Here is a 21,694-nt window from a genome sequence, read left to right as displayed (position 1 = left end):
TTTTTATGAAAAATGAACAAAAGCTTGCTGGACCGATCATCAGGTCCAGCTTTACAATAATGGTGCTGGCCGGGCTGGTGTATCCTCTGGCTTCAACTGGGATTGCGCAAGCCATCATGCAGGATAAAGCGAATGGAAGTCTAATATATAATGAAGAAGGCGAAATTGTGGGCTCAGAATTGATCGGGCAGAACTTTACTGATCCAATGTATTTTCAAGGAAGGGTATCCGCCATTGAATATGACGCATCTGGTTCAGGATCTAATAACTATGCCCCTTCAAATGAAGATATGATCAACCGCACGGAAGAATCAATAGCAGCTTGGAAGGAAGCAAATCCAGAAACACCGATCAACCAGGTACCAATCGATTTAGTAACCGATTCAGCATCGGGCCTCGACCCGCATATTTCTGTCAAAGGCGCCAAAGCCCAGGTCAATCGTATTTCTGAATTGACAGGAGTATCGAAAGAAAAGCTGCAGAATCTAATAGAAGAAAATACCCAGGGAAAAGAACTCGGTCTCTTTGGTGAAGAGCGGGTCAATGTACTGATGCTTAACCTGGACTTGCAGGAACTTACCCAGAGATAATCAGCAGTGAGCCCCTATCCTCTTATTTGGATAGGGTCCCTTGCATGTTCATAAGGAGGAAATGAAATGATTGGTGAAAATATCTTTAGGATGAAAACAAAACATGCGCAGCTAAGTCTTGCGATTGAAAATAAAAGTTGGAACTTGGGAGAACGAGTTAGTGGTGTAATGACCATCGGCACTCATCTCAAAAAAGAAAAAGTAAAAGGCTATGAAGTTGAATTGATTGGTAAAGATCAATCGAATACAAGTGTATTCAATGACCGGCATGTCCTTTGTTCAAAAGAATGCACACGTCAAGAAAGAACGGAAATACCATTTAATATGACGATTCCACACGACCTGCCTGCCCATATGTCCTACTATGTCAGAGTAGGTATCATTTTTGAGAATGCGCCAACGGCAATTAAAGAAGAACCGATTCTCATAGGTTTCAATGTCCGGGGTGATTAAGCTTGGAAAAGAACCACCCTTATTTTAGAAGAAAAACACCGGAAGAAATCCTTAATGAAATTTCTGAATCAGAAAGAGGAAAGCTGAAATTATATGTAGGTGCAGCACCGGGAGTAGGAAAATCCTACAAAATGCTGCAGGATGCCATTGACCTTAGACTAGAAGGAAACGATGTGGTAATCGGATTTATCGAGACTCACGGCCGTGCAGATACGGAGGCTCAAATCAAAGATTTAGAACAGGTTCCTTTAAACGTGATCACCTATAAAGGGAAGCAATTTCAAGAAGTGAATGTGGAAGGCATTATTGAAAGATCTCCAGAAATCGTGATTATTGATGAACTTGCTCATACTAATATTACGGGTTCGGCCAACCCCAAAAGATATATGGATGTTTCGATGATACTGGATGCTGGAATAGATGTTTTATCCGCAGTGAACATCCAGCATCTTGAAAGTGTCAATGATATTGTCCAGCAAATCACAGGAGTAAAAGTCAGAGAAAGAGTGCCAGACACCTTCGTACAAAAAGCTCATGAAATTCAACTAATCGATATAACTCCTGAAACCCTAAGAAAGCGGCTGAGTGACGGAAAGATTTATGCAGCTGAAAAGATTGCCCAGAGTTTGTCGCATTTTTTCACGAAGGCTAATTTATCGGCTCTTCGTGAACTGGCCTTAAGGGAAATTGCCAATGATGTGGATGAGAGGATTGAACAAATCAGCGGTGACATGATGAACGGGCCTTATGGCGTACATGAGAAAATCCTTGTATGTGTACACTATGGGCCAACAGCCGAGAAGCTAATAAGAAGAGGCTGGAGGATGGCGCATAGGTTAAAAGCAGAATTATATATTTTGAATGTAACCTCAGAGAAACTGTCTGAAGCCAGTTCTGTAAAAGAACAAAAAAAAATGAATGGAAAATGCTTGCACAGCAATTCAATGCCAAATTGATTTTTGAGGAAAAACAAAACAGAAAGCCGGCCCAGGTCATCATTGATGTGGCCAATAAATATAAAGTCACGCAGATCCTGCTGGGCCAGTCAGCCAGGACCCGGTGGGAAGAAATACGAAAAGGATCCATCGTTAACATGATTATGAGAGAAACATCCAACATCGATATCCATATCGTGGCGGATGGCAGATAACTAGGAGGATTCACTTGAACATAGCATTTTTTTTAGTTCCAAAAAGGGAAGTCGCCTTCATAAAATATGAATCTACAATGAGGCAGGCGCTTGAAAAGATGGAGTACCACCGCTACACTTCCGTTCCGTTAGTCGATCTAAATGGAAAATATGCAGGCACATTGACGGAAGGGGACTTATTATGGAAGATAAAAAACACCCCTGGGCTTTCATTTGAAAGCACGAGCAAGGTGATGCTTTCTGACATTCCTCTGCATAAATCGAATGATCCCATTCATATTGATGCCGAGATGGAAGACATTATAGCCAAATCACTGGAACAGAATTTTGTGCCTGTAGTTGACGACCAAGAGCGCTTTATCGGAATCATCCGCCGCAGAGAAATCATCGAATACTGTTTTAAAGGGATGCTGAATCAGTCGGGCAGTGAAAGAAACAGTTTTTGACTGCTGACAAAAGTTGATCAGGTTAAAGAATAAGTGATTAAATGTTACGCGGATGCATTCCTTTTCGGAAGCATCTTTTTTTCTTTTATTGTAAGTCTTACTAGCTGCAGATTTCTGCTAAATGAACACTTGTTAGGAGCATATTGTGTAGAAGTGTTTCTTGGGAGCTGGATCATAGAAACCCGGCAAAGAGTCTCTCCAGTACGCATGTGTTGAGAAACACTACCAAGTCACTGTGCCAAAACAATCCCCACAAAACAAACCATATCTCTAGCAAAAGTATTTTTCTATTGTATATACTGAAAGCATCAGGGATTACTATCACATGAAAAGGGGTTGCAAAAACATGACAAAAAGAGAGCTGGAATATAAAATCACCGAGGTAAAGGCTGATTATGTCCGTATCCAGGCAGATATGGAAAAAGTGGATTCAGTCGGAGGAAACACTAAAAAATCAGAAGAACGATTAGAGCAGCTGGAAAACGAATTGGCCGAGCTCAACAAACAGCTTTCAGAGCTATAATAGAAATCTTGGGGTCAAGGGAGTACATAAATAGAGTAGAGGATGAAATCACTTAGGATTTCGTTCTCTTTTTTTATGATCGTAAAGTGGGATTTCATAATATAGAAGGAGTGGTTAACAGCATCAAATGCTCCAATTCTAAAAGATGATGAGGTATAAAGGGACTTTAACCAGCATCAAATGCTCAGATTCTAAAGATGATGGGGTATAAGGGAGCTTTAACCAGCATCAAATGCTCAGATTCTGAAGATGATGGGGTATAAGGGGGCTTTAAACAGCATCAAATGCTCAGATTCCGAAGATGATGGGGTATAAGGGGGCTTTAAACAGCATCAAATACTCAGATTCTGAAGATGATGGGGTAAAAAGGAGTTTTAAACAGCATCAAATGCTCAGATTCAGAAGGTGATGGGGTAAAAAGGAGTTTTAAACAGCATCAAGTGCTCAGATTCAGAAGATGATGAGTTATAAAAGCATTTTTAACAGCATCAAAGGCTCAGATTCAAAAGAAGATGGGTTAAAAAGGAGTTTTAACCAGCATCAAATGCTCATATTTAGAAGAAGATGAGGTAAAAAGGAGTTTAAAACAGCATCAAGTGCTCAGATTCTAAAGATGATGGGGTAAAAAGGAGTGTTAAACAGCATCAAATAACCAGATTCTGAAGATGATGGGTTATAAAGGAGTTTTAATCAGCCTCAAGTGCTCAGATTCAAAAGATGTTGGGGGAAAAAGGGGTTTTTAACAGCATCAAAAATAAGATTCTTGAAAACAATGCAGTATAAAGAAAAGATCCGTCCCAAAAGTAAAACAAGCCATGAATGATTAGAGTCTCCCACATGGCATCAAAATAACCTGCATTCTACATAAGAAAATATTTTTAAAAAACAAGATACTCACCGTCTTAACAAAACCTTTACAATTCCATCCTTGAAATTAATATATAAGCGTATTATTATATAAGCAGAACGTTATATATCAAACGAATAAATGACTTTACTCGTTGAGACACTAAAAATATTAACATCACGCAAGCTTATAGGTAAATCATTATTTGATTATTATTAAAATGGAAGGTGGTTATGAAATGCCTGCTGTCATGATTCAATTAGAAAAGGCTGCTGCTGTCTTGAAATTGCTTGGCGATAAAACAAGACTAACGATGGTGAAAATCCTGGACCATCATGATTGCTGTGTGTGTGAGTTCGTGGAAATTTTCAAAACGAGCCAGCCGGCCATCAGCCAGCATGTGCGTAAGCTGAAGGATGCAGGATTGGTGAGTGAATCACGAAGAGGTCAGTGGATTATTTATTCATTGAATAAGAACAGTGAATTCTACCCTTTGGTGCAGAGCCTGCTCGATCAGCTTCCGGACCAGGGATTCAGATTGAAAGAATTAGAGAAACAAGGATTGAGAATTTCATGTGAGTAAAAAGGAGGAAGAATCTTGACGCAGATTATTTTAGCATCGGTGATTTTCCTGATCACCCTCATCTTAGTCATCTGGCAGCCTAAAGGGTTATCCATTGGGTGGTCGGCATGCGGAGGAGCTATACTGGCTCTTATTGTGGGAGTAGTCGATTTCAATGATGTTATTGACGTTACATCCATCGTCTGGAATGCCACTTTAGCTTTTATCGCCATTATTATAATTTCTCTGATTTTAGATGAAATTGGCTTCTTTGAGTGGGCAGCCCTGCACATGGCAAGGGCTGCAAAGGGAAATGGAGTCAGGATGTTTGTTTATGTATCTATTTTGGGAGCTTTGGTCGCTGCCTTTTTCGCAAATGATGGAGCGGCCCTGATTTTAACACCCATCGTATTAGCGATGGTCAGAAACTTGAACTTTAATGAAAAAATGATTTTTCCTTTCATTATTGCCAGTGGATTCATTGCGGATACTACATCGCTTCCACTCGTTGTGAGTAACTTGGTGAACATCGTCTCAGCAGACTTTTTCGACATCGGATTCGTTGAATTTGCCTCAAGGATGATTGTGCCGAACTTGTTCTCATTGGTTGCCAGTATTCTTGTTTTATACTTATTTTTTAGAAAAAGCATTCCTTCCAATTATGATCTTTCGCAATTGAAAAAGCCAGAGGAAGCCATCCAGGACCATAAGATGTTCAAGTTATCATGGATTGTTTTGGGAATACTATTAGTGGGCTATTTTGCGAGTGAATTCATCGGTGTTCCTGTTTCATTCATAGCAGGCATCGTAGCGATTTTCTTCCTGTTGATGGCGAGAAGAAGTTCAGCCGTCGACACAAGGACGGTCGTGAAAGGAGCACCATGGGCAATTGTTTTCTTCTCTATCGGAATGTATGTAGTTGTTTATGGACTGCGTAACGTGGGCTTGACCAATGTCCTGGCAGACCTCATTCAGGTGACGGCGGACCAGGGATTGTTCGCAGCAACCATCGGTATGGGATTCATCGCGGCCATCCTGTCATCAGTGATGAATAATATGCCAACCGTTATGATTGATGCTCTTGCCATCGCGGAGACGGATACAACCGGAGTCGTCCGGGAAGCCTTGATTTATGCAAATATCATCGGATCAGACCTTGGTCCGAAAATTACACCAATCGGTTCCCTTGCAACCCTGCTTTGGCTGCATGTACTATCCCTGAAGGGCGTGAAGATTTCCTGGGGAACGTACTTTAAAACCGGTATTATCTTAACCGTTCCAACCCTGTTCATCACATTAGTCGGCCTTTATATTTGGCTGCTGATTATATAAAAAACCTGTAAAAATCATAAAAAAATTATTACATTCAAAGGAGACTAATTATCATGTCAAAAAAAACACTCTACTTCTTATGCACAGGTAACTCTTGCCGAAGCCAAATGGCTGAAGGCTGGGCTAAAAAACACTTAGGTGACGACTGGAACGTCTACAGCGCAGGAATTGAAGCACATGGTTTGAACCCGAATGCTGTCAAAGCAATGAACGAAGCAGGAATTGATATCTCCAATCAAACTTCTGATATCATTGACCCGGAAATCTTGAACAATGCTGATTTAGTTGTTACCCTTTGTGGAGATGCAGCAGATAAATGCCCGATGACACCTCCTCATGTTAAACGTGAGCACTGGGGCTTTGATGACCCTGCAAAAGCGCAAGGAAGCGAAGAAGAGAAATGGGCTTTCTTCCAGCGCGTCAGAGATGAAATTGGCGAGCGCATCCATACATTTGCACAAACTGGAAAATAAAATAGACAGCCAAGGGACTTTATCTCTTGGCTTTTCTCAAAAATAACATATAAGCATATGCTTATTTGATTGTAAAGGAGCATGAGAGATGAACAAAATTGATATTTTTGATCCTGCCTTATGTTGTCCGACTGGTGTTTGCGGACCGAGCGTTGACCCGGAATTAACAAGGATGGCTTCAGCAGTATTTCTTTTAGAAAAAAAAGGCTTTGACATTAAACGGTTCAACCTTGCCAGCGATCCTTCTGCTTTTGTGGACCATAAAGAAATTAATAAATTGCTTCATGAAAAAGGTCCAGACTCCCTTCCTGCCGTCCTAGTTAACGGTGAGTTAGTGAAGGTCGGAGAGTATCCTTCCAACAGTGAGCTTGCCCAATGGTGTGGAATTAAGCCGGAAGAACTAACAGAGAAAAAACCTAAAATTAAACTTGATTTGAATTAGAAAGGATGAACGCTCTTGTTTCAACCATTCGATACCAGAACAATTGCCAACACAAAATTTTTATTCTTCACAGGTAAAGGCGGAGTTGGAAAAACTTCCACTGCCTGCGCTTCCGCTTTAAGATTGGCAGATGAAGGAAAGCCGGTTCTGCTAGTGAGCACCGATCCCGCTTCGAATCTTCAGGATGTGCTCGAAGTGGAACTGACCAACACACCGATGCCAATACCGGGGGTGGCCAACCTGTCTGCCTGTAATCTGGATCCTGAAGAAGCGGCCCGCGCTTATCGTGAGAAGGTCATCGGACCGTACCGCGGGAAACTGCCGGAGTCTGTTGTTTCAACGATGGAAGAGCAGATGTCCGGAGCGTGTACAGTTGAAATTGCGGCCTTTGATGAATTCACTAACTTATTAAGTGATACATCCCTTGTCGATTCTTATGAGCATATCATTTTTGATACAGCCCCGACAGGACATACATTGAGGCTTCTTCAGCTTCCAACAGCCTGGAGCGGCTTTCTTGAGGAAAGTACTCATGGAGCTTCTTGCCTGGGTCCTTTATCGGGATTATCAGAAAAGAAGCAGGCCTACTCCACAACGATGAAGGCACTTGCAGATCCAGCGCAAACGACTCTCTACCTTGTGGCAAGGCCGGATGAATCCTCCCTGCTGGAAGCAAGCCGTGCGTCACGGGAGTTAAAAGAGATTGGGATCATCAACCAGAAGCTTGTCATGAATGGACTGCTGCAATCACATATTTCGGAAGATAAGGCTTCCTCTTCATTACATGCCAGGCAGCAAAGAGCTCTAAAGGGGATTCCGGAAGACTTGAAACAGCTCGATACTCACTCCCTGCCATTCGTTTCTTATTCACTGACTGGCCTTAACAGCCTGCGAAACTTATTCAAAGGAATGGTCATCGATGAAGCAGACACGGAAAGTCAACTGGAGAAAGTAAGCCTGCCGGGGCTCGGAGCTATCATTGAAGATTTCTCAAACTCCAACACCAGGGTCATTTTTACGATGGGTAAAGGCGGGGTAGGAAAAACTACAATGGCTTCCGCGATAGCCATAGGACTGGTTGAGAAGGGACATAAAGTACAGTTGACGACAACAGATCCTGCAGCACATCTTGAATATATGTTTAAGGGGAGCCAGACGAAGGACAACCTGACAATCAGCCGAATCGACCCAAAAGCTGAGGTGGACGCCTATAAGTCAGAAGTACTGTCGAATGTAAGTGATGGCCTGGATGAAGAGGCCATGGCCTATATCGAAGAAGATTTGAACTCTCCTTGCACAGAAGAAATCGCTGTTTTCCGTGCATTTGCAGAAGTGGTGGCGAAATCGGAAGAAGAAATTGTTGTCATCGATACCGCGCCTTCAGGTCACACTTTACTTCTCCTGGATGCTGCTCAGTCTTACCATAAAGAATTGGCGCGTTCCACTGGCGAAATTCCCCAAAGTGTAAAAACACTGCTGCCGCGGCTTCGCAACCCGAAAGAAACGGGTGTCGTGATTGTTACGCTGGCAGAAGCAACACCTGTGCTTGAAGCTGGCAGGCTGCAAAGTGACTTAAAGCGTGCAAACATCGTGCCAAGATGGTGGCTGATCAACCAAAGCCTTCACGCAACAGAAACAACAGATCCAGTACTGAAAGGCAGAGCAAAAGCTGAAGCCGGCTGGATCAAGAAAGTATCCTCAGAATACAGTGAACAATGTGCCATTGTCCCGTTTATGGATGAGGACGAATCAGGTCATGAACAGGTATCGAAATACATCAATCGGTAAAATGGGGGAAATGTGATATGGAAAAAGTAGTGATTTTAGGAACTGGGCCTGCGGGTCTGACATCAGCGATTTATTTGGCAAGAGCGAATATGGAACCTCTTATTATAGAAGGAGATCAGCCGGGCGGGCAGTTGACATTAACAACAGAAGTAGAGAACTTTCCTGGATTTGTAGATGGTATAATGGGCCCGGAATTAATGGACAATATGAGGAACCAGGCGGAAAGATTTGGTGCCCGGTTTAAAAGAGGCTGGGTAACCGATGTTGATTTATCGCAGCGTCCTTTTACCTTGAAGGTCAGCGGAATGGGTGAGATCCAGACTGAATCACTTATTTTGTCCACTGGGGCTTCAGCCAAAATGCTGGGCATTCCGGGAGAATCTGAAAACATCGGCCGCGGAGTCAGTACTTGTGCAACCTGTGATGGTTTCTTCTACCGTGGAAAGAGAGTCGTCATCATCGGAGGCGGAGATTCGGCCATGGAAGAGGCAAGCTTCTTAACGAAATTTGCATCAGAAGTGATAATCGTGAACCGCCGCGAAGAACTGAGGGCATCCAAAATAATGCAGGACCGTGCCAGAGAAAACGAAAGAATTTCCTGGTCCCTGAATAGGACACCTCTTGAAGTCATCTCAGATGGAATGAAGGTTACAGGCTTGAAAGTCAAAAACAATGAAACAGGTATGGAAGAGCTGATCGACACAGACGGAATCTTTGTCGCAATAGGCCATTCACCCAACACTTCCTTCTTAAAAGGCCAGATTGATACGGATTCAAATGGCTATATCGATGTGGTTCCAGGCACGACTGAAACAAATATTCCCGGCGTCTTTGCATGCGGTGATGTTCAGGACAGCAAATACCGCCAAGCGATCACAGCAGCGGGGACAGGCTGTATGGCCGCACTTGATACGGAAAGATACCTGGAAGGAAACAGAGTGCAGGATTGGAGTAAATCTTTATAAGAGGCTGGTTGCTAAAAGAATATTGCATTTTCAACAATGAGTATGAACACATATTTAGCCTGAGCTATCTTGGTAAATTAGCAAGAAAAAAGCTGCTCATCCTCAAGGGTACAAAACGCAGCTTTCTATATTAAACACTCTTTTAAAAAGGCGGAGGAAGTATGACAACTCAACACTATCATGAATTAATCCCAGATCGCATTTATATCGGCGGTGCTGATGGAGCCAAAGAAATCCTGGAAAATGGCAAGGCGGATGTCATCTTTGATTTACGTGCCGAAGCACCAGAAGTTGAATACGATAGAACACACAGCCCTATCGTGGATGATGCTGAACACCAGGATGAATCCATCAGGAAATCTATAGACATGGTGGTTGATGCCTACGAACAGGGGAAAAAGGTTTACTTTCACTGTGCAGGGGGCAGCAACAGAACCGGAACAGTAGCCATTGGGACATTACTTTCATTAGGGAAAGCAAACTCGATTGAAGAGGCAGAGGGCATGGCAAAGGCTGCCCGGCCGAAAATTAACGTAAAACCTGAAATGAAAGAGTCTTTGGGTCGCATTTTCCCGAATAAATAAGGTATCATGGTAATTGGCATGAAAAAATCATGAAATAGTAAGGAGTGCAGATATAGTGAAGATCACAGATGGAGCTCGTGATTTCTTGCAGGAAATGTTAAAAGAACACGAAGCCGAAAACATTCGTTTTTATTTTGCAGGCTTTGGCTGAGGACAGCCACAAGTTGGGCTGGCTCTGGATGAGCCGGAAGAAAATGATGAAGTAGCAACGATTAATACAATCAAGGTAGCGATTGACCCGAGAATAGAATCGGCTGCGCAAAACCTGACCCTCGATTTTAATCAGGATAGCAACGGCCTGGAACTCAAAGGGAACGAAAGTGACTGTTGTTAATCTGTAATATAAGAATGGGAAAACTTCTGTGAGGCTTGAAAACAGTTTTACTTTAGAGGAGCGCATTAAATTAAAAAAGATAACGCACTGTGAATTCACTTTAAAATTCACAGTGCGTTTTTTATTGTGGATATTTATTATTAACTTTTTCTTACCCTGCAATTGAGCAGACGCCTATGATAAGAAGAGATTTCAATACAATGTTAGATCAATAAGGGGAAATTTTCCCGTTATGATGAAAAATAGATGCCGATTTAAGGTGAATAAGGGGAAATTTTCCCCTTAAGCAAAGAAAAATGACTCTTTTGACCTGATTTTTAGCAAATAGAGGGAATATTTCCCTCTATTAAAGGCATTTTAGGAGCTGTTTTACCAGATAAGGGGAAATTCTCCCCTTATTATTAAGCGTCTAAAAAATCTGTCTTACTTGCGGACTTTGATAAACTAGGCTTAAAGATCTAAGAATAATACCGTATTTTATAGCAAAAAACCCAGATTCAAAAGGATCTGGGTTTTTTGATTTTTTAGGATCTTCTTATTACATTAAAGCCTTCGTTAGTTTAATATCTTTATCAATTCAATCTCATCTCTTATTGGGATACCTTCATTGCCAATCAAGGGTATCTCTGGTTTTAACTCTCTTGCTTTATCAACTGCATTATTTATAATGTGAGAAAGAATAAAACCTCTTTTTTGATAAAACTTTAATGCTGATAAATTATCGTTTGTTGTTATAAGTTTAACGAGTCTACATCTTTTTTTAATAGCAAGATTTTCTACTTCTTGAACTAACGATGTGCCTATTCCTTTACCTTCTTCAATACTATCCAAAGATATAATTTCCAATTCTTTATCTTTGATTATATAAGTAATTAAGCCAATGATTGCTCCTTTCACATTTACAATTGCAAAACCCTCTAATATACTGCAATCATAAACGCCACTTGAAATAACCATTTCTGGACTTCCCCAATGTAATTTGAAAAACTCGATTATTTTGTTTCTCGGTATATCCTCAACTGAGTAGATTTCCATTATATGCCACCCCATTGTAGTAAGATCATATTCCAGCAAGCTGCCCGTTTATAGAAATATCCATTATTCACAATTGTATCACACAATACTAGATGCTCATCTTCGCAAGAACAGGTTGCTAATTGACAAGTCATTTATCACCCCAATTAACATCTCATTTATTATCTGTTCAATATTCGAAGTGCTAATAAACCCCAAATTCGAATACAAACATTGTTATAACATCAAATAAAGCAGGCTAATTCATATGAATTAGCCTGCTATTTATAATGCTATTGGTAATTTTTTCTACCAAAACGGCACCCCTTAGTGACCTTCACAGGGGTTTTTCTTTAGTTAATAGTTCCTGATTGAAACCATTTCGAGGCCAGCCTCGTATATAACATATAGAAGAAGACGGAGGGCCGCCAAGGTATGAATACAAGTATGTGGAAACGACGCTTGGAGGATTTTTCACTTCTCCTCAGCACAGAGAGGTAATCGATGAGTACGCTGCGCAGGGCTGGAGATTGGTTCAGGTACTGCCTCTCAAATATAACGGACATGGAAAACCAACAGATTATGAAATTATATTTGAACGGAAAATTTCGGTTGGCGATTGAATTCACTGTTGGTTGTTAGACTGGGAAACAGCCAGGCTATGAGGGCATACTGCCATTTATCATAGTTCCAGAGAGAGGTATAAATGCTTAAAAGTAAACGTTACTGGATGCTTCTGCTGCCGTTTTTAGTTGTGGGAGTTTTGCTTATTTTCTTATTACCTCAAGAATTCAAACTATATGTGCTATTTCTTTGGGATAAAGGTAGAGGCGGCAACTAAACACTGCATACACATGGGCTGTATTTGAGTCGACTGATCTTAAACTCATATGTATCGGGATAAGTATAAGTGAATAATAGATAGGAAAAGGTAACGGATGCTAGTGGAAAAATAGTTTAGAAAATGAAACCATTCTACTGCTGCTTCGTATAATAGATATAAAATCTGATGGGTCATACTATGGAGGAATATTTTTATGGATAACAAAACAAAAGGGTTAGTGCTTGTGCTATGCGGTTTAATCTTTCTGCTGCTTGGAGTTACGATGCCATTGGCAGCTGTCTTAAAGGGTATTTTGCTTAGTTCGAGTTTGATATTGAATGTGTCAGGTACTGTTCTCTTAATGAATTATATAAAAACTACTAAAGAGAGCAGCCGGTAGTAGAAATGAATAGTCAAAGTGCAAGCAGCAATCATCTTTCGATTGCTGTTTTTGTATTATTAAAAGCTATGTATGGGAGGTGTTTCATTAGTACGAAAAAGGAACACGAATAATGAAACCATTTTGAACTAATGTTCGTCTAATTAGAAATTAATCAGTAATCGTAAAGAGGGGGACGGAATTATGCAAACTTATTCAACTTTTTTCAAAGCCCTTTCTGTTCCCTTTTCAGTTATTTCACTTAGGTGGATTGATCAATATGTATATGATTTTTCTACACTTGAAGGAGGAATCCTTGCAGGAGGCCTTGTCTCAATAAGTTATTTCTTAATAGAACGAATACCTGGCTTAGAGAGAGAGCTGAATAAAAAAATGGCTGTTATTTTATCTGCGATTGTGTTTCTTTCGATTTTCGCTGTCTTTAAAGCTTTTGCTCTCTAATATGTATTGAGTGACTATCAGAAGGATGGCAATTTCAAGTTGAGGATGATTGAAGTGGTAGGTGTACGGCCTCCTGCGGGACTAACGGGACAGGTGAGACCCCGCAAGCGAAGCTGAGGAGGCTCACCCAGCTTTAGCGGCCAGCGACTAGCAGATTTCGGTCTCTCTCCTTGCGATAAGTCATCATCGAATCGCTTACGCTCTTCGTGATTCCTTTATCTCATACGAGAGCCCTAAAATCTGTACGTCGCTGAACGGCCGCTTCCGCTTTAGTTTCACCGCCCGCCCCGAGGAGTCGTACACCTGGAGCGGAAATCAGCCAGATACTCATTAAGGGATAATACTTTTTGCGGAGGTGTTTTTTATGTGGAAACAGCAGTTGCTAAAAACGAATCGAGGGCTTTTTGAAATCTTTGTCAGAGGAAAAGGTAAACCTGTATGTATCACACACTTGTACAGTGAATTCAATGAATTGGGTTATTATTTTGCTGATACTTTTGTGCATCAATTCAAGGTTATTCTTGTTAATCTTAAAGAAGCTGGGAACTCTTGCAGGGCTGATTTGGCAGAAGAGTTGAGTATGGCAGAATCAGTGAAGGATCTTGAAGCGGTTCGGGAAGCATTGGGTTTTGAGAAATGGAGTTTTGCAGGTCATTCTACTGGTGGAATGTTAGGGCTTGTTTATGGGGATTTATACTCCGATAGTCTTGAAGGATTGGTTGTCGGCGGTGCTGCTGCCTCTAAAAAATATATGGAGAACCGGGAAAGTATGTATTGTTCCCAAAGTCCCTTAAACAAACGTCTCAGAGAAATATTTGCTATTTTAAAGTCACCTGAGGCAACGGTTGAGGAAAAAAGGAATGCTAATAAAGAATGGACGAACATGTCATTATTTAATGCAGATAAAAGAGAAGACTATTTTAAGAGACCATCAAGCGGAAGAGTCGTTCAAAGAAGGCTGGATTATTACTCTTTTCAAGAGCTTCCCCTGTTTGATATTCGTGAAAAACTTTCGGGGATTAACATTCCAACCCTGGTTTACTGCGGAAGCCACGATAAGCAGTGTCCACTGCATTATTCAGAAGAAATACATAGAGAGATTCCGAATTCACAGTTATATATCTTTAATGAAAGCAACCACCTTCCCTATTTGGAAGAAGAAAGCCGTTTCTTAAGTATGGTGGAGGATTTTAAAGAAAGCCTGTAGGGACAAAAACAACAAAGCAATTAAGGAGAGGGATTAACGCACACTGCGTTAATCCTTTTTTATAAGATAAGAAAGTATTAAATTTCTATTGTCAAGCAGTGTTTCTGAATCAGGCTCTAAACTTACTCATTAAGCAATTGGATGATTTTCTTCTGAAATTCCTGGGCTTCATAAGAAAGCTCTTTGTTCCGGTTATAAATGACCCAAAAATAATTGAGAATCTTGCCAGGGTTCATGAAGGGAATGATGGCCAGGTTTCCTTTTTTAACGTCCATATGGTTTTTAAAAGTGAAATTATATACGAGACAGGAGGCATGACCATCAAAAATCGCACTCTTTAATACCCCTATGTTATTAGTGGTAAATAAAAGAGAAGCACCCGGCAAATAGGAATTCACAAAGTGATTGGAACGTTTAGAATTATACATGACGACTTTTTCTCCTTTTAAATCTTCAGGGGTGACAAAGTCTTTTAAGAAAAGAGGAGAATGTTTACTTGCACAAAGGCAGGCATAGCCAGTATAGATTAATTGATAGTCGAGAAAATCACTGATTCTCAGTCCGCTCAATTCCTCCTCACTGAAAGGAGAAAAGGCTAAATCTATATCTCCGTGGATCAGCCTGCTCAAGATTTCATCCTGGTCAAGTTCAATGATTTCTACTTTTACATTGCTGTGATCTTCGTAAAAAAGTACAAAAGCGTCATATACCAGATAGGTGATGGAGGGAGAGCATCCTATTTTTAAAAGCTTTTCCTCTTTATCTATTGATATTTCTTTATACAATTTTTCCAGGCTGTGAATCATTTCATGTCCGCGATTTAAAACTTTTTTTCCTTCCGAAGTTGGTGTGGTCCCTTTTCGGGAACGTGAAAAGATTGTTACTCCCAACTCTTTTTCTAATTGAGTAATAGACTGGCTCAAGGCGGAAGGAGAAAGGTGCAACCGCTCAGCAGCTTTGGTAATGGACCCTTCTTTGCTCACTTCAAGTATGTATTTAATCTGCTCAATATTCACTTTAAAATCAACACCATTCTTCCTTATGTTAAGTAATGCTTAAATAAAGTTTAACATCATTAAATTTACATTAATAGGAACAAATTTTATAATTTTTAGGAGGTTAGAAAAAATACCAAATTCTGTTTATATATTATTCTCTGGAGGAGATTCTTTTGAGAGAGTGTGATTTGCGCAGGCTAATAGAAGAAACCAGGTCAAGATTATTCAAGTCCGCAGCTAAAAATGGTTTGGATAGTCAGGTGACCATTGATATCAGCCAAGAACTTGATGTTCTGATAAACTGCATACAAAGAAAGCACTATAAGGAAAATCAGTCTCATTCTTGAAAGCACGTTGCTGTGATAGCTTCCAACAGGTTCTCATAGAGTGATTTATTCGCTAGGTCATTGAAGTATGCTTAGTGTGCAATTGGTAAACACCTGTAATGATACTGTTGAAGTTCATGACTTTTTCACCGTGAACGTTTAGGTAGTTCAAAATCAGTCGAAATTAGAATCCAACCCCGTTCGGCCACTGTAAATATAACTCTTTTCTTTATTTAAGATAAGAGGCGTTTCGTGTATAAAAACGGTCCCTTCCCATAACTTCAATAGAAATCTCCTAAAAAAACACAGCCTTGCATAGCAGAGGGCTGTGTTGCTTCAAAATGAATTATTTAATGGGTAATCCCATTTTTGTCCACGTAAATAGATTTAACGATCGTTCTTTCGAATTTTTTTCCCGCTTTGGTCTTTCCTTTGACATCCAGGGTGAGGGTGTAGACGCCTTCTTCCTTGAATGTAAATGGCACTTTTCCTTTTTGCGTGATCATCATAGAGGCATCTTTCTTCTTCTGGCCATCTTTATTGATATTGACATTGACTTGGAAGTCTTTAATTTTGCTGCCTTTGTTCTTCAGTTCAATGGTCTTCTCATCCAGGATGATCTCTTCGTTTAAATCAGAATGGAAGCCGACTGTCATCAGATAGGCTGCTTTGTTTTTGTTCACTTTTACACTCCACTGACCTGCTTCTGGCTTCTGGATCTGAAAGCTGTGGTGATGTCCGCCTTTGAATACTCCTTCGTCTACTGAATGAGTGAATTTTTTGTACTCAACACCAGACGGGCTGATGACTACAAGATCTTTCATTTTTTTATCACTGAGCCAGTCAAGATCTAGTTTAGCAACGTTTTCTTCCACCTGGAAGTTTTCAAGAGCACTCGCTGTAAATTCTCCTCCTCGATGAAGGACACTGATATTAGCAGGCTCCAGTTCCGAGGCCAATGGCTCACTCATTGATTCTGCAGATGTAATTCCAGCAACCGGCTGGGCATTAAGAGTTAAGTAAGGGCGGAAATATTGGAATGTCCCGCCTTCCCGGACTGTCGTATGATTCCAGCTGCTGACACGGACCTCTTTACTGTAAGGAAGCCGGGAATTCGCAACAGTTACGGCACCATCATTGGAACCGTAAGAGCTTAGGTAGAGTCCTCCCCAATATAGAGAAGATCCGAAGCTTCCCCATTTGGTACCGGCTAAAGTAAAGACCGGATTTTTAGAGCGGTTGATATGTGTGTCAATCTGGGGCCTGTAATTTCTCATGTATCCAGTCTGAAGTGAGTAAGTAGCATCATTTTTGCTTCCTAAAATGCTTGCAAGCCAACCGGCCCAACCGCTATAAGCAAGATCGGCAAGCTGTGAGCCGTAATGAGGTGTAGAAAGAGTGATGAGGTTAGAAACATAAGGGTGTGCTCCGTAATGGACCAATGCATTTTGTGCATCGATTCCACCTTTGCTGTGGCCAACTATCACCAGTTTCTTCTGGCCAAAATAGTTGTAGATGTCACGGACACGGTTATTGATAATCGTTCCGTTATCCCACATATTCTTGTCTGGATGAACGTCGATAAAGGCAGTTTGATACCCATTATTGAGGGCGGTTTGATACATATTGTTGCTCTCCCACCACGTTTTGGAGGAGCTGTTGATTCCGTGAATAAACACAAGCACCGGCTTATTAGGGTCAGAGTAACCAGGAGCATCTCCGGCATACCATTGTCCAGGAACACCACCGGGATTATCCTTCCCGCCGATTGTCCCAGCGTTTGCGCTGACAGGCAGCACCAAAAACAGCATTAACAAAATCAATCCCAACCTTTTCATTTTCCCACTCCATTTCATCCGAAATAGGGGAAGTCCTCCCCATCTATCCTATCGGAAATCCTATCAGTTTAAGAAGCATTTTTTGGAAAATGAGCTGATTGGCATGCAGCAGATAGGAGAATGGTCTTGTGGCGTGGCTTGCGAGCGGGTTATGCAAAAATACGATCGGGTTATGCACATTTATGAGCGGAGAATGCAACTATACGATCGTTTTATACACAAATACTTGCGGGAAATTCAGAATATGAGCGAGCGAGCTAAGTGCATACTTTAAAAAGTGCATGCGCCCTCTCCAGCTGAAGGGATGAGGTGGGCTTGCGAGCGGGTTATGCAAAAATACGATCGGGTTATAGACATTTATGAGCGAAGTATGCAACTATACGATCGCTTTATCCACAAATACGAGCGGGAAATCCAGAATATGAGCGATCGAGCCAAGTTCATGCTTAAAAAGGCCGCTGCGTCCTCTCCATTTGAAGGGAGGGGCTGGCTTGCGATCCAAATAACACTTGGATAATAAAAGACAAAATCGCCTTTTTTTCAGGGGAGATTTTCCAGCCGAAGCTTACACTTTTTTATGAATGGCTCCCTGAAGAGTCATCTTCGAGGTGACTTACGGACTCTGATAATGAAAGACCCAATCAACACAATGGCAGTGAGAGTCAAAATGAATTTTCCTGTTCCACTCATCAGAAGCACTTCCTGAACGGAATAGGCTTCTATGAGAATGGCCGGAATCTTACCAAGTGTACTTGCGGCTGCGAAATTGAGGATGCTCATTGTACTGAAAGCGCCCGCCAGCGTGACCAAACCGGATGGTGCAAAAGGAAACAATCTAAGGCCCAAAACCAGGAGGAATGCTTCCCTGCCTTTGGAATGCAGCAGCTTTTTTAAATGCTTCTGTTGAATGCTTTTCCTGCTTGCGATTTTTCTTAATCCTTTACGGTAGAGAATGAAACTGATGATTGCACCAAGTACTTCCCCGGTGAATGACAGAAATAAACCAAATTCGAAACCGAAGATGGAGATATTGGCGGCTGTTAAAAATACACTGGGAATGACCCCGAGTGTGCTGATAATGATGTTTAAAAGGATGCTGACTCCTGCGGCAGCAGGCCCATTCAGGGAACCCAGCCATTCTGCTATTATATTTTCCACGTGAACTCACCTTGTTCTAAAAATTTTTTAAAACCAGCTCTTTATCTAGGTAACCATACCGTGTAAACTCTATTACCGTCAACTAACTGTAAAGGCAGAAAACTATGAAATCTTACTACCTCAATCGATTTCTTTTAGAACAGTATCCTTGAGTGGCAGGCTGGGGCGATACGACTTTTTGTACTGACGAAGCCGAAGGAGACTCAATGCAAGCCTGCATGATGGAGGAGCATTACTTTTGCAACAGCCAGAGTTCTTGCGAAAAGAGTGTTTTTTTAAAAAGTGCCGGTGAATGCACCTGTCTATAGCATGGTGATTAGCGGGAAAACACCCTATTAAAATCAGGAAAGAGCTTTATAGCATGGTGATTAGCGGGAAAACACCCTATTAAAATCAGGAAAGAGCTTTATAGCATGGTGATTAGCGGGAAAACACCCTATTAAAATCGAAAAAGAGCCTTATAGCATGGTGATTAGGCTCTAAACACCCTACTAAAAACGGAAAAGAGCTCTATAGTAGGGTGATTAGCCTCTAAACACCCTATTTAAATCGAAAAAGAGCCTTATAGCATGGTGATTAGGCTCTAAACACCCTACTAAAAACGGAAAAGAGCTCTATAGTAGGGTGATTAGCCCGAAAACATCCTATTAAAATCGAAAAAGAGCTCTATAGTAGGGTGATTAGCTCGAAAACACCCTGCTAAAAACGGTAAACTGCTTTATAGTATGGTGATTAGCCGCAAAACACCCTATTGTACAAAAGCAGCAATCCAAAAGGCCAAAAAAAGCCGGCCCTCAAAAGAGAGCCGGCTGTTGGTCAATCGAATCGATCACTTAGGATCAATCGTCTGTATGCTTCCATCTTCGTTATATTTCAGCTCAGTGAATTTGACCGAACGCTTATGATCCACTCCGCCTGACAGGGAGCAGTCATGATAAAATAAATACCACTTCTCTTTGAACTGGACTATGGAATGATGCGTGGTCCAGCCGCTGACAGGAGTCAGAATCGTTCCTTTAAAGACGAAAGGCCCCTGAGGGTTTTCGCTGACCGCGTAGACGATTTTGTGAGTGGTTCCGGTTGAATAAGACAAATAATAAAGACCATTATATTTGTGCATCCAAGGACCTTCAAAATATCTTCGGTCTTCATCTCCAGCTGTAATCGGATTGCCGTCTTCATCGACAATTGAGATTTCTGCCGGGTCATTTTTAAAGGTCAGCATGTCATCGTTCAGCTCTGCTACTCGCGGTCCTATTGCAGGAGCGCTTGAAGCGGGACCTTCTGCGTCAGCTGTAAAAGTCTCCGTCTGCCACTTCTCAAGCTGTCCTCCCCATAATCCTCCAAAGTACATATACGCTTTGTCATCTTCATCAACAAAAACGGCCGGATCGATACTGTAGCTTCCCGGTATGTAATTTTCCTGAGGAGTAAAAGGTCCTGCAGGATTAGAACTTGTGGCCACACCGATTCTGAAGATTCCGTCCTTATCCCTCGCAGGGAAGTATAAGTAATATTGATCATTCTTGAATGCCGCATCCGGCGCCCAAAGCTGCTGGCTGGCCCAAGGTACATCTTTTAGATGAAGTGCTTCTCCATGATCCACACATGGCGCGTTTTCATCTTCCATCGACAAGACATGGTAATCTTCCATGGCATATTGGTCACCATTATCATTGGTCGGTCCATTATGGTCAAGATCATGAGAAGGATAGATATAAAGCTTTCCTTCAAAAACATGTGCAGAAGGGTCGGCTGTGAAAATATGCGTAACTAATGGTTCATTTTGTTTTGAGTTTTTGCTCATAATTAATCTCCCCATTAAAAAAATTTAAGTGCTTACATGACTAGTATAACGGAGTTTTAATACTTTGTATATCGAAAAAACTAAGTTGTTTTAATTGTGTCAAATTGTAATGATTTAGCAGGAATTTTATGGTTTAATATGCGGTTGAAAAGGCGGGGGTGTAAGCCAGTGCATTAGGTATTACAGTAGATGGTAAACGTACCATTAAAAAACAGATTCTCCTTCGACAATGGTATGATTCAACGCAAACCGTGCCGTTAAAAATGAATCTTACTTGGACATTGGTATGTTTCAACGCAAACCGTGCCGTTAAAAATGAATCTTACTTGGACAATGGTATGATTCAACGCATAACGTGCCGTTAAAAGCGAATCTTACTTGGAAAATGGTATGATTCAACGCAAAACGTGCCGTTAAAAATGATTCTTACTTGGATAATGGTATGATTCAGCGTAAAACGTACCATTAAAAACAGATTCTCCTTTGGAAATGGTATGATTCAACGCAAAACGTGCCGTTTAAAATGAATCTTACTTGGATAAAGGTATGATTCAGTGTAAAACGTACCATTAAATCAGATTTTCTTAAGGTAATGGTACGGTACGGCTTAAAACGCGCTGTCAAAGCAAATCTTGCAAAATTCTACCTAAGTTAATTCCCCCAATACATAAATGTTCTTGTTAAGCAGCCCTTCTATCATTACAGGAAATGAAGTTTGAAGACTGGATGAACCAAGATTCTTGTCCAATTAATTGTTTTCAAGAACAGAAACCAACTCAAGATGAATTCTCCTGAAGAAAAACATAATCATCCATAGTATTATCTGAATTTTATGAAACCTAAATACTTATCTGCCGTATATATAGTAGCCCAGATTGAATGGATTGGGATAGTTTGTCAACGAAGTCTCAGTATGTCTACAAGCTATGTGGGCATGGGCAGGAGGTGCATTCGCTCTGAGACTGGTTTGTCTTTTCCCTTGCTGCGGGGGCGTTTTATAACTCATATGAAGTGAAAAAAGAGAACTCCATGTTGAAAAGAAGAATTGAAGTGCTGGAAGATGAGGTATATAAGGAATCAAATTTTTAAAAAAGGAAGAACAGAAGGGAATTCAAAAAAATTTTACATAAAAAACCCCTAATCATATGACTTGCTTCATAGTCTGGTAGAGGGGTTTGTAAATCAGAGAAATT

The 21,694-nt window shown here is 41.0% G+C and carries 21 protein-coding genes and 1 pseudogene; 17 read left to right on the top strand and 5 right to left on the bottom strand.

The features are described 5' to 3' along the window. Positions 1-5: 5 nt before the first annotated feature. The 12 genes and pseudogenes from kdpC to FZC79_RS04955 all read left to right on the top strand — a co-directional run bounded on the left by kdpC (position 6) and on the right by FZC79_RS04955 (position 10,155). Positions 6-590, top strand: coding sequence for a potassium-transporting ATPase subunit KdpC (gene kdpC / locus FZC79_RS05005; protein WP_148945736.1), 585 nt, complete (start codon positions 6-8; stop codon positions 588-590). Between the two features lie 66 nt (positions 591-656). Next, positions 657-1,043 (top strand): hypothetical protein, encoded by a 387-nt coding sequence (locus tag FZC79_RS05000; RefSeq protein WP_148945735.1) that lies wholly within the window; start codon positions 657-659, stop codon positions 1,041-1,043. 2 nt (positions 1,044-1,045) lie between these two features. Next, positions 1,046-2,193: pseudogene (gene kdpDN / locus FZC79_RS04995) on the top strand (KdpD-like non-kinase potassium sensor). Between the two features lie 14 nt (positions 2,194-2,207). Beyond that, positions 2,208-2,639, top strand: a complete 432-nt coding sequence (locus FZC79_RS04990; RefSeq protein WP_148945734.1) for a CBS domain-containing protein — start codon at positions 2,208-2,210, stop codon at positions 2,637-2,639. 346 nt (positions 2,640-2,985) lie between these two features. After that, positions 2,986-3,162, top strand: coding sequence for an SE1832 family protein (locus FZC79_RS22970; protein ID WP_187442645.1), 177 nt, complete (start codon positions 2,986-2,988; stop codon positions 3,160-3,162). Between the two features lie 1,085 nt (positions 3,163-4,247). Beyond that, the gene (locus FZC79_RS04985) at positions 4,248-4,592 is read left to right on the top strand and encodes an ArsR/SmtB family transcription factor (RefSeq protein ID WP_148945802.1); all 345 of its coding nucleotides are present in this window, start codon (positions 4,248-4,250) and stop codon (positions 4,590-4,592) included. Between the two features lie 15 nt (positions 4,593-4,607). After that, positions 4,608-5,903, top strand: a complete 1,296-nt coding sequence (locus FZC79_RS04980; protein ID WP_148945733.1) for an arsenic transporter — start codon at positions 4,608-4,610, stop codon at positions 5,901-5,903. Between the two features lie 53 nt (positions 5,904-5,956). Further along, positions 5,957-6,376, top strand: a complete 420-nt coding sequence (gene arsC, locus FZC79_RS04975) for an arsenate reductase (thioredoxin) (protein ID WP_148938028.1) — start codon at positions 5,957-5,959, stop codon at positions 6,374-6,376. A gap of 88 nt (positions 6,377-6,464) precedes the next feature. Next, positions 6,465-6,818 (top strand): arsenite efflux transporter metallochaperone ArsD, encoded by a 354-nt coding sequence (gene arsD / locus FZC79_RS04970; RefSeq protein ID WP_148945732.1) that lies wholly within the window; start codon positions 6,465-6,467, stop codon positions 6,816-6,818. A gap of 15 nt (positions 6,819-6,833) precedes the next feature. After that, complete coding sequence (arsA, locus tag FZC79_RS04965; protein WP_148945731.1) at positions 6,834-8,606, top strand: arsenical pump-driving ATPase; 1,773 nt, start codon at positions 6,834-6,836, stop codon at positions 8,604-8,606. 17 nt (positions 8,607-8,623) lie between these two features. Continuing rightward, positions 8,624-9,571, top strand: a complete 948-nt coding sequence (gene trxB, locus FZC79_RS04960) for a thioredoxin-disulfide reductase (RefSeq protein WP_148945730.1) — start codon at positions 8,624-8,626, stop codon at positions 9,569-9,571. Between the two features lie 161 nt (positions 9,572-9,732). Next, positions 9,733-10,155, top strand: a complete 423-nt coding sequence (locus FZC79_RS04955; RefSeq protein WP_148945729.1) for a protein-tyrosine phosphatase family protein — start codon at positions 9,733-9,735, stop codon at positions 10,153-10,155. Between the two features lie 889 nt (positions 10,156-11,044). Here the strand turns inward: FZC79_RS04955 and FZC79_RS04950 are convergent. Beyond that, on the bottom strand, positions 11,045-11,524 hold the full coding sequence (locus tag FZC79_RS04950) for a GNAT family N-acetyltransferase (protein ID WP_148945728.1): 480 nt from the start codon (positions 11,522-11,524) through the stop codon (positions 11,045-11,047). 386 nt (positions 11,525-11,910) lie between these two features. Between FZC79_RS04950 and FZC79_RS04945 the strand changes: the two genes are divergently transcribed. The 4 genes from FZC79_RS04945 to FZC79_RS04930 all read left to right on the top strand — a co-directional run bounded on the left by FZC79_RS04945 (position 11,911) and on the right by FZC79_RS04930 (position 14,374). After that, positions 11,911-12,126, top strand: a complete 216-nt coding sequence (locus tag FZC79_RS04945; RefSeq protein WP_148945727.1) for a DUF4177 domain-containing protein — start codon at positions 11,911-11,913, stop codon at positions 12,124-12,126. Between the two features lie 414 nt (positions 12,127-12,540). Beyond that, entirely contained in the window at positions 12,541-12,726 is a 186-nt protein-coding gene (locus tag FZC79_RS04940; protein WP_148945726.1) for a hypothetical protein, read from the top strand. A gap of 183 nt (positions 12,727-12,909) precedes the next feature. Further along, positions 12,910-13,167 carry a hypothetical protein gene (locus FZC79_RS04935; protein WP_148945725.1) on the top strand — a complete coding sequence of 86 codons (258 nt, stop codon included), beginning with the start codon at positions 12,910-12,912 and terminating at the stop codon, positions 13,165-13,167. A gap of 364 nt (positions 13,168-13,531) precedes the next feature. Next, a complete protein-coding gene (locus tag FZC79_RS04930) occupies positions 13,532-14,374 on the top strand; it encodes an alpha/beta fold hydrolase (protein WP_148945724.1) in 843 nt (280 codons plus the stop codon). Positions 14,375-14,496: 122 nt separating this feature from the next. Here the strand turns inward: FZC79_RS04930 and FZC79_RS04925 are convergent, their stop codons facing one another. Further along, entirely contained in the window at positions 14,497-15,390 is an 894-nt protein-coding gene (locus tag FZC79_RS04925) for a LysR family transcriptional regulator (RefSeq protein ID WP_187442644.1), read from the bottom strand. A 155-nt stretch (positions 15,391-15,545) separates the two neighbouring features. Here FZC79_RS04925 and FZC79_RS23790 point away from each other — a divergent pair, with 155 nt between their 5' ends. Continuing rightward, entirely contained in the window at positions 15,546-15,719 is a 174-nt protein-coding gene (locus FZC79_RS23790; protein ID WP_148945722.1) for an aspartyl-phosphate phosphatase Spo0E family protein, read from the top strand. A gap of 329 nt (positions 15,720-16,048) precedes the next feature. Here the strand turns inward: FZC79_RS23790 and FZC79_RS04915 are convergent, their stop codons facing one another. From FZC79_RS04915 to FZC79_RS04905, 3 genes are all read right to left on the bottom strand, one after another. Further along, on the bottom strand, positions 16,049-17,536 hold the full coding sequence (locus FZC79_RS04915) for an esterase/lipase family protein (protein WP_252183247.1): 1,488 nt from the start codon (positions 17,534-17,536) through the stop codon (positions 16,049-16,051). Between the two features lie 597 nt (positions 17,537-18,133). Continuing rightward, on the bottom strand, positions 18,134-18,694 hold the full coding sequence (locus FZC79_RS04910) for a TVP38/TMEM64 family protein (protein WP_148945720.1): 561 nt from the start codon (positions 18,692-18,694) through the stop codon (positions 18,134-18,136). An 829-nt stretch (positions 18,695-19,523) separates the two neighbouring features. Continuing rightward, positions 19,524-20,501 carry a glycoside hydrolase family 43 protein gene (locus tag FZC79_RS04905; RefSeq protein ID WP_148945719.1) on the bottom strand — a complete coding sequence of 326 codons (978 nt, stop codon included), beginning with the start codon at positions 20,499-20,501 and terminating at the stop codon, positions 19,524-19,526. Positions 20,502-21,694: the final 1,193 nt, after the last annotated feature.

Source organism: Rossellomorea vietnamensis (assembly GCF_008180615.1).
Classification (GTDB): Bacteria; Bacillota; Bacilli; order Bacillales; family Bacillaceae_B; genus Rossellomorea; species Rossellomorea vietnamensis_D.
Note: the sequence above shows the minus strand (reverse complement) of the source record. Positions and strands in the feature narration are given on the sequence as shown.